The organism is Pseudomonas sp. 05N434, assembly GCF_056396965.1.
On record NZ_JBFTMK010000449.1, the window covers coordinates 1 to 7868 of the forward strand.

A 7868-nucleotide genomic window follows, 5' to 3' on the forward strand; every position below is an offset into this window, starting at 1 on the left:
GGGCAAGGACAACGAAAAGGTCCGCAGTTTCGGTCATCAGCATTTGTCGGTATACGGCGTAGGCAAAGCGCTGGGCGAAAGTGAATGGCGCTCCTTGTTCCGACAACTTGTTGCCCGCGGTCTGGCGGACATCGACCTCGAAGGCTACGGCGGGCTGCGCCTGAGCGATACCTGCCGGCCGYTGCTCAAGGGCGAAGTGACCCTGGAACTGCGCCGCGACCTCAAGCCGCAAACCACCGCTAAAAGCAGCAAGAGCCAGGCGAGCCAACTGGTCCGCTTCGAGGAGCGCGAACAGTGGGAAGCCCTGCGTGCCTTGCGTCGCAAACTGGCCGAAGAACATGGCGTGCCGCCGTATGTCATCTTCCCCGATTCGACGCTGCTGGAAATGCTCCGCAGCCAGCCGACCTCGCTGGCGGAAATGGCCACGGTCAGCGGTGTCGGCGCGCGCAAACTGGAACGTTACGGCGAGGCTTTCCTCGAAGTGCTCGGCGGTCAGGTCGAGGCGCCGAAAGTGGTGGCCGATGTGCGCCACGAGCTGATCACGCTGGCCCGGGCCGGCATGACACCGCTGCAGATCGCCGGTCAGCTGCAATGCTCGGAAAAGAACGTCTACACGATGCTCGCCGAGGCCATCGGCAAGCAGCAGCTGTCACTGGAACAGGCGCTGGACCTGCCTGAAGAGTTGATGGGCGAAGTTCAGGACGCCTTCCTCGACGGCGAAGGCGAGTTGCCGCCGGTGGCGGAGATCGCCGCGTTGTTCGCAGGACGGGTGCCGGAAGGCGTTTTGTATTGCGTTCGTGCGGCGCTGCAGTCGGAATTCGAAATTTGAATGACCTGTCGCGCAGATGTAACGATTCAGTACAGAGCAAACCTTGCCTATAGCCAAAGGTCATGCTTAGCTGACTAATAATTAGTTTTTCTCTATTTCAGTCTAACCATGAGTGTTTTATGCCGTTAACCGATCAACACCGCTTTGGCATGCAACTGGCCCAGATGTCTCGGGGCTGGCGTGCCGAACTGGACCGCCGACTGGCTGGCCTGGGCCTGTCCCAGGCGCGCTGGCTGGTGCTGCTGCACCTGGCGCGTTTCGATGATGCTCCCACCCAGCGTGAACTGGCGCAAAGCGTCGGCGTCGAAGGGCCTACCCTGGCTCGACTGCTCGATAGCCTGGAAAGTCAGGGCCTGGTGCAACGCCAATCGGTGCTGGAAGACCGTCGGGCGAAAAAAATCGTCCTCTGTGCCCCGGCCCGCCCCTTGATCGAACAAATTGAAACCATTGCCACGCAACTGCGCCACGAATTGTTCGAAGGCGTTGATGAGGCGGATTTGAAGGTCTGCATGCGTGTCCACGCGCACATCCTGRGCAACCTGGAAAAATCTTGAGGCACAACCACGCGTCGGACTTTTGAGATACCCCGTTGGGCAGACTATAAAGAACTACTAGGCAATATCGTGTTCGTACCGGATGTGCGAATGCATACAGGTTGGTTCTGGTTATCTAAGGGATGCTCATGCTCGAGAGTTGGCACGTTGTATTGCGGTGTTGCACCCGGCTGCTGCTGGTCGGTGGTGCCGTCACTTACTCGGCATTGGCCCCCGCGCTAGGCTTGGGTGAGATCACCCAGCATTCGGCGTTGAATCAGCCATTCAGCGCCGATATCGCCCTGCTGGATGTCGGTGGTCTGGGGGAGGGCGAACTGTCGGTCAGCCTGGCGACGGCGGAGGAGTTCAGCCGCGCTGGTGTCGAGCGGGTGTTCTTCCTCAATAACCTGAAGTTCACGCCGATCCTGCGGGGCAACCGCAACCTGATCCGGGTGACGTCCAGTAAGCCGGTCAAGGAACCCTTTCTGAATTTTCTGGTGCAGCTCAATCAGCCCAATGGGCGTTTGCTGCGCGAGTACACCGTGCTGATCGATCCGCCGGGTTCACCTGGGATTGTTCCCGTCAACGACGACCCCGCGCCGAGCCCTCAGGATTCCGCGTTCCCGTCTGTTGAACCGGCTGTTGCACCGCCACCTGCGGTGAATAGTTCGGCACCCAAGCCTGATGTCGATAAATCAGCCGCTACGCCGGCGAGTGATCCTGTTGCCGAACAACTGGCCACCAGCGTGCTGCAAAACCAGCAGCTGCAAAAGACCATCGATGAACTCAATGCGAAGCTGCAGGCGCAGGACGAGCAGATCGCCGTTCAGAAAAAACAGGTGTCTGAGCTGCAAACCCAACTGACGGAAGTCAAAYAGGCGTCGGCGGCGCCTGCCGCACCCGAGGTGCCGGCGCCGGTTCCGGTGGTTGTCGAGACGTCCGAAGCATCCCATTGGCCGCTGATCATCGGGTTGCTGTTGTTGGTGGCCCTGGTGTCGCTCGCAGTGTTCATTCGCCGTCAACGACAGCAGGTTCAGGCCTTACCCGAGCTGCTACCCGTGCAGCCGTCGCGTCATGAACCGGTGCTCAGCCGCACGGCAGAACCGGCCAGGCCAGCCGCCCAGGCGCGATCGGTGGCCGGCTCGGCGGATGAGACTGTCGCAGGCGACGTGCTGGAGGGGGTTAGTATCTACCTCGCCTATGGCCGATTGTCCGAGGCAGCCGGACTGTTGCGAGAGGCGTTGGTCAAGGAGCCCCAGCGCACCGACCTGGCCGTGCAGCTGCTGGAGGTTCTTGGTAACCAGGGTGACGTGCAAGCGTATGACGCGCAGGAAAGTAGCCTGCGTGACGCCGGGTTTGACACACAGCAACTTCAGGACATCCGCAACCGCCATCCGAAACTGATCGATGCCGTGCCGGTGACCACCGCGGTGGCAGTGGCTCCGTCCACGCCTGCAATCCCAGCGGCACCGAGCGATGAGTTTCAGCTGAACCTCGACGACCTGTCGATGGATGCGAACTGGGACCTGATCAGCCCCTTCGACAACTCACCGCCCAGCGCCAAACCATCGAATGAGCCATCACCGGCAGACGAGCCCGGGTTCACTTCGAATCTGCATGTGTTGCCCGATGTCTTCGAAATACCCGACGAGCCGACGCTGGATGAGCCCGAGCTTGAATGGGTCGCCGAACCTGACTCGCAATCTCTGGACGAGACCTTTCTCAACGAATTCAGCGATCCCGGCCAGCCGCTGGAGCTTGAACCGCTGAATGCTGAGTTGATGGATCTTGAACCGGTCGAGCCGAGCAGCGCCGGCAAACTCGAACAGGCCCAGACCTGCATTGACGACGGCGACCTGGACAGCGCCATCGAGCTGCTGAACGAGTTGCTCAAGGAAGGCGACGAGCCACTGAAGGAGACGGCCCGAACGCTGTTGGCGGGTATTCGATAACACCCCTCCCCGTGTAGGAGCGAGGTTTGCCCGCGAAAGGGACGGCGCGGCTTATCAGAATGACCGCATTATCGTTCTTCGCGGGCAAGCCTCGCTCCTACAGGGGAGGCGGCTCCCTCAGGCAGAGGAGTTTTGCCAATCATGACCGCACGTAAACCGGAAATCGTCATCACCTACTGCACGCAATGCCAATGGCTGTTGCGCGCCGCCTGGCTGGCCCAGGAACTGCTCAGCACCTTCGGCGACGACCTGGGCAAAGTATCCCTGGTGCCCGGCACCGGCGGGGTGTTCCACATTTTCTGCGACGATGTGCAGCTCTGGGAACGCAAGGCCGACGGCGGTTTCCCCGAGGCCAAGGTGCTCAAGCAGCGGGTCCGCGATCAGATCGATCCGGACCGCGACCTGGGCCACAACGACCGCACTCAGTGAGACGGCGCTTGCGCGGCAACGGTCTTGTGGCTTGAACCGCCGGACAACCGGCTGGAAACCACGATGGCCACGATGATCAACGCGCCGCCGATCAGCATGCGCAGCGTCGGGTTTTCATCGAACAACAACCAGGCCAGGGTGATGCCGTAAACCGGCTCCAGGGCAAACACCACTGACGCGGTCCGGGCCTTGATCACTGCCAGGCTGGCGACGAACAGGCTGTGAGCGACGCCGGTGCAGAACACCCCGAGCAGGCCAATCCACAGCCAGTCGATGGCGCGTACTTCGCTCAACTGCGGCATCGCCACCGGCAGCAGGCAGATCGCAACCACTACGTTCTGACACAGCGCCGCCTGCACCGGCGGGATTCGCCCGGAGCTGGCGCGGTTGGTCAGGGACAGCAGGGAGAACAGCAGGCCGGAGGCCACTGCCCACAACAGGCCGGTGGTGGCGCCGCTGGCCAGATCGAAGTCCGGTGTGACCAGTACCAAACCGATGCTGACCAGCACGCGGTACGGGGAGTCATTGCAGTCCTTGAATAACGTATCGAATCTGGCCGACGACACCGTCGACCTGTGTAGGAGCAGCCTTCGGCAACTCCTACACAATGAACGATGTGCTTGCGGGTGTCTGTCGCCAGACTCGCGTTATTTGTCGCCAGCCTCGCGGCGCAATTTACCGGGTGAGGCGCCGAATTCACGCAGCACTGCTGCGGCGAATGCGCTCTGGGAGCTGTAGCCGACCCGACACGCGATCTCGCCAATGGGTAGCGCCGAATCGCGTAACAAACGCACGGCGATGTGCAGCCGGCGACTGCGGATGTAGTCCATCGGCGTTTGCCCGCATTCCGCCACGAACCGCGCGTGCAAGCGAGCGCTGGACAGGCCGGCAATGCGCGCCAGGTCGGCGACTTGCAGTGGATAGGCCGCGTATTGATCGATGTGAGCATTGAGCGCCGCATACGGTAGACGCCGACCGCCGACCGTGTCGGGCTTGGCGTTGTTGAGGCTGGCCAGCAGCAACACCGCGCCTTGCTGGGCGATCAGCGGATCGCTGATCGGGCTGCCCGCCAGCCAGCTCACCAATTGGCTTTGCCCGGCGTCCAGCGACAGGCGCCCGGCATTGTCGAGCAAGCGGCGGCTGGCCTCGGCGTGGTCCCCCAGCGACTGAGACACCCACTGATCGCTCGGCACATCCAGCACCAGGCAACGGCTGCCATGGGCACTGTCGCAGGCATGATGCGCCCCGGACGGCACCACCACGAAACTCTGCTGAACCACCTGACTGCCAAGCCCCTCGACCTCGAAATCCAGTGCACCCGACAGTCCGAATACCAGTTGCGCGTGGTCGTGGCTGTGGACGATCAGGTCGTGGGTGTATTGGCGCAGGGTGAGGATCGGTCTCATCGCAGGTCTCGTGGCGATATTGATGAGTGAAGCCGCCAGTCTACACCGAGGCCCTGCGTTCGCGCGTTGTCACAGGACTGACTTGCGATTGTCATGGGCAATTAACCCGACCGGCGCAAGCTTGCCAAAACTTGTCCAGAGGGTTGCCCATGACCAGCGCCGAGCTCGCCAAACCCAGCCGTAAGCAACGTGTGCGGACCTTATGGATTTCCGACGTGCATTTGGGCACACGGGACTGCCAGGCCGAACACCTGTCGCAGTTTCTCAAGGGCTACCATGCCGACAGGATTTACCTGGTCGGTGACATCATCGACGGCTGGAAGCTGCGCAGCGGCATGTATTGGCCCCAGGCGCACACCAATGTGATTCGTCGCCTGTTGACCATGAGCAAGCGCGGCACGGAAGTGATCTACGTCACCGGCAACCATGACGAATTCCTGCGCCGTTATTCGAAACTGATGCTGGGCAATATCCAGCTGGTGGACGAAGCCGTGCACGTGACCGCCGATGGTCGTCATCTGCTGGTGATTCATGGCGATCAGTTCGACGTCATTACTCGCTATCACCGCTGGCTGGCGTTCCTCGGCGACTCGGCCTACGAATTTACCCTGACCCTCAACCGCTGGCTCAACCATTGGCGGGCCCGTTATGGCTACGGCTATTGGTCGTTGTCGGCGTACCTCAAGCACAAGGTCAAGACCGCCGTCAGTTTCATCAGCGATTTTGAGGAAGCCATTGCCCACGAATGCGTCAAACGCGAGTTGCATGGCGTGGTGTGTGGGCACATTCACCATGCCGAAATTCGCAAGGTTGGCGAGGTGGACTACCTCAATTGCGGGGATTGGGTGGAGTCGTGCACGGCGCTGATCGAGCATTGGGACGGCTCGATCGAGTTGTACCGGTTGGCCGATGCCCAAGCGCGGGAGGCGGAATTGAAGGCAATTAAAGTCGCAGAGCCGGCTTAAAAGCAAAGTCAAAAGATCTTCAGGCCGGCGCTTGTTCTTCCATCGCCGCCTTGTAGATCGAATGCTTCGGCTGCGCAAACAACCGCTTCATCATCGGTTCGAAAAAGCTCAGCGGCAGCGTGTCGTATGCCGGGTCAAACGCCGCCGCGTCGTACCGGGCGCAAAATTCGATGGTCGCCTGATACTGCGGATGAGCGCTGAATTGCTCGCGCAAATGCCGGTCCATGCCCAGGTGATGGAAGAAGTAATAGCCCTGGAAAATCCCGTGTTTCTCCACCATCCACAGGTTCTCGGCACTGACGAACGGCTTGAGAATCGCTGCGGCGATGTCCGGGTGGTTGTAGGACCCCAGTGTGTCGCCGATGTCATGGAGCAAAGCGCAGACCACGTACTCTTCGTCGCGGCCATCGCGCCAGGCGCGGCTGGCGGTTTGCAGCGAGTGGGTCAGGCGATCCACCGGGAATCCGCCGAAATCACCTTCCAGTAACTTCAAATGCGCCACGATCCTTGTGGGCAATTGCCGGGCATAGGCGCTGAAGTCTGTGGCGATGATCGCCCAGTCTTCCTGCGTGCCGTCCTGCATGTGGGTAAAACGGGCGCGGGCATTCATCGGCTATCCTCTTGTTCTTATCGAAAGGGATGTTTGGAGTGTAGGGCTTGGATCCAGAGCGCTGCACTGGCTGCACAGGACGCTTTTGTGGCCAAAGGAGCCTAGAACGGCACGCGACCTACAATCATGTCGCGGTACATGACGAAATCGCCGAGCAGGCTGTAAAGAGGATGCTGAAAGGTTGCAGGACGATTCTTCTCGAAGAAGAAATGCCCGACCCAGGCGAAGCTGTAACCGGCCAGCGGCAGGGCCAGCAACAGCCACCATGCGCCTTTGGCGATGGTCAGCGCCAGAATGACAATAACCAGCGTGGTGCCGACAAAGTGCAGTCGTCGACAAGTGCTATTGCGGTGTTCGCTGAGGTAATACGGGTAAAACGCAGCGAAGCTGTTGAAACGTTTGATGTTTTCCACGACTGCGATCTCTGTGGTGTGTGCAGGCAACAAGTTGCGCTGCGGGTAGCCTATTTAAGTCTAGAGTGATCATAGGCATCAGCCAGTGACAATAGGCGCCACTTTAGTATCCTTGGGCATTGGGTCGTGGCATGCGGCCATCACGTAGTAAACGCCATGAGCGAACGAACGACTTCTGCAAGCTGGGCGATGGGGATTGTCAAAGCACTGGAAATGGACGGCCTGGATTGCCGGGTTTTGTTCAAGCAGCTAGGGCTCGACTATGCGGCACTGGATGATMCGGATGCGCGCTTCCCGCAAGATTCCATGACGCGGCTCTGGCAGCGCGCGGTCGAGTTGTCCGGCAACCCGGCGATCGGCCTGAACATGGGCAAGGTGGTGCGACCGGCGTCCCTGCACGTTGCCGGTTATGCCTTGATGTCCAGTCGAACCCTGGCCGAAGGCTTTCAACGTCTGGTGCGTTATCAGCGAATCATCGCCGAAAGTGCCGATCTGAGTTTTCGCATACTGGACGAGGGTTATGCGCTGATTCTGACGGTGCATGGCGACCACTTGCCGCCGACCCGACAAAGCGCTGAAGCATCGATGGCCTGTGCCCTGGCGTTTTGCGGGTGGCTGACCGGGAGCGCGCTGCATCCGCGCAAAGTGCTGCTGCAGGGCGATCAACCCGCCGACCTCGAACCGTATAAGCAAGCCTTCCACGCGCCGATGATGTTCAATGCGCCCTATGA

9 protein-coding genes and 1 pseudogene are annotated in these 7868 nt (G+C 60.4%); 6 read left to right on the top strand and 4 right to left on the bottom strand.

Annotated elements, in window-relative coordinates:
* The 4 genes from AC1DLB_RS23005 to AC1DLB_RS23020 all read left to right on the top strand — a co-directional run.
* Positions 1 to 829 (top strand): HRDC domain-containing protein (locus AC1DLB_RS23005; RefSeq protein WP_477785694.1); only part of this gene is annotated, 829 nt, incomplete at its 5' end.
* 119 nt (positions 830 to 948) lie between these two features.
* Positions 949 to 1383: a MarR family transcriptional regulator gene (locus tag AC1DLB_RS23010; protein ID WP_477785695.1), complete on the top strand. Its 435-nt coding sequence runs from the start codon at positions 949 to 951 to the stop codon at positions 1381 to 1383.
* 128 nt (positions 1384 to 1511) lie between these two features.
* A complete protein-coding gene (locus tag AC1DLB_RS23015) occupies positions 1512 to 3314 on the top strand; it encodes a motility hub landmark protein FimV (RefSeq protein ID WP_477785696.1) in 1803 nt (600 codons plus the stop codon).
* 141 nt (positions 3315 to 3455) lie between these two features.
* On the top strand, positions 3456 to 3743 hold the full coding sequence (locus AC1DLB_RS23020; RefSeq protein ID WP_007895010.1) for an Rdx family protein: 288 nt from the start codon (positions 3456 to 3458) through the stop codon (positions 3741 to 3743).
* Here the strand turns inward: AC1DLB_RS23020 and AC1DLB_RS23025 are convergent.
* Both AC1DLB_RS23025 and AC1DLB_RS23030 read right to left on the bottom strand, forming a co-directional pair.
* Positions 3737 to 4252: pseudogene (locus tag AC1DLB_RS23025) on the bottom strand (DMT family transporter); the annotation flags it as partial. The gene AC1DLB_RS23020 and the pseudogene AC1DLB_RS23025 sit on opposite strands and share 7 nt — an antisense overlap.
* A gap of 138 nt (positions 4253 to 4390) precedes the next feature.
* Positions 4391 to 5149, bottom strand: a complete 759-nt coding sequence (locus tag AC1DLB_RS23030; protein WP_018929923.1) for a helix-turn-helix transcriptional regulator — start codon at positions 5147 to 5149, stop codon at positions 4391 to 4393.
* Between the two features lie 149 nt (positions 5150 to 5298).
* Here AC1DLB_RS23030 and AC1DLB_RS23035 point away from each other — a divergent pair, with 149 nt between their 5' ends.
* A complete protein-coding gene (locus AC1DLB_RS23035) occupies positions 5299 to 6114 on the top strand; it encodes a UDP-2,3-diacylglucosamine diphosphatase (RefSeq protein WP_018929924.1) in 816 nt (271 codons plus the stop codon).
* Between the two features lie 19 nt (positions 6115 to 6133).
* On the opposite strand, the gene AC1DLB_RS23040 is transcribed toward AC1DLB_RS23035, so the two are convergent.
* Positions 6134 to 6724: an HD domain-containing protein gene (locus tag AC1DLB_RS23040; protein ID WP_477744224.1), complete on the bottom strand. Its 591-nt coding sequence runs from the start codon at positions 6722 to 6724 to the stop codon at positions 6134 to 6136.
* A gap of 101 nt (positions 6725 to 6825) precedes the next feature.
* On the bottom strand, positions 6826 to 7137 hold the full coding sequence (locus AC1DLB_RS23045) for an Mpo1-like protein (protein WP_086946376.1): 312 nt from the start codon (positions 7135 to 7137) through the stop codon (positions 6826 to 6828).
* 156 nt (positions 7138 to 7293) lie between these two features.
* Between AC1DLB_RS23045 and AC1DLB_RS23050 the strand changes: the two genes are divergently transcribed.
* The coding region (locus AC1DLB_RS23050; protein ID WP_477785697.1) for an AraC family transcriptional regulator at positions 7294 to 7868 on the top strand (575 nt) is incomplete at its 3' end.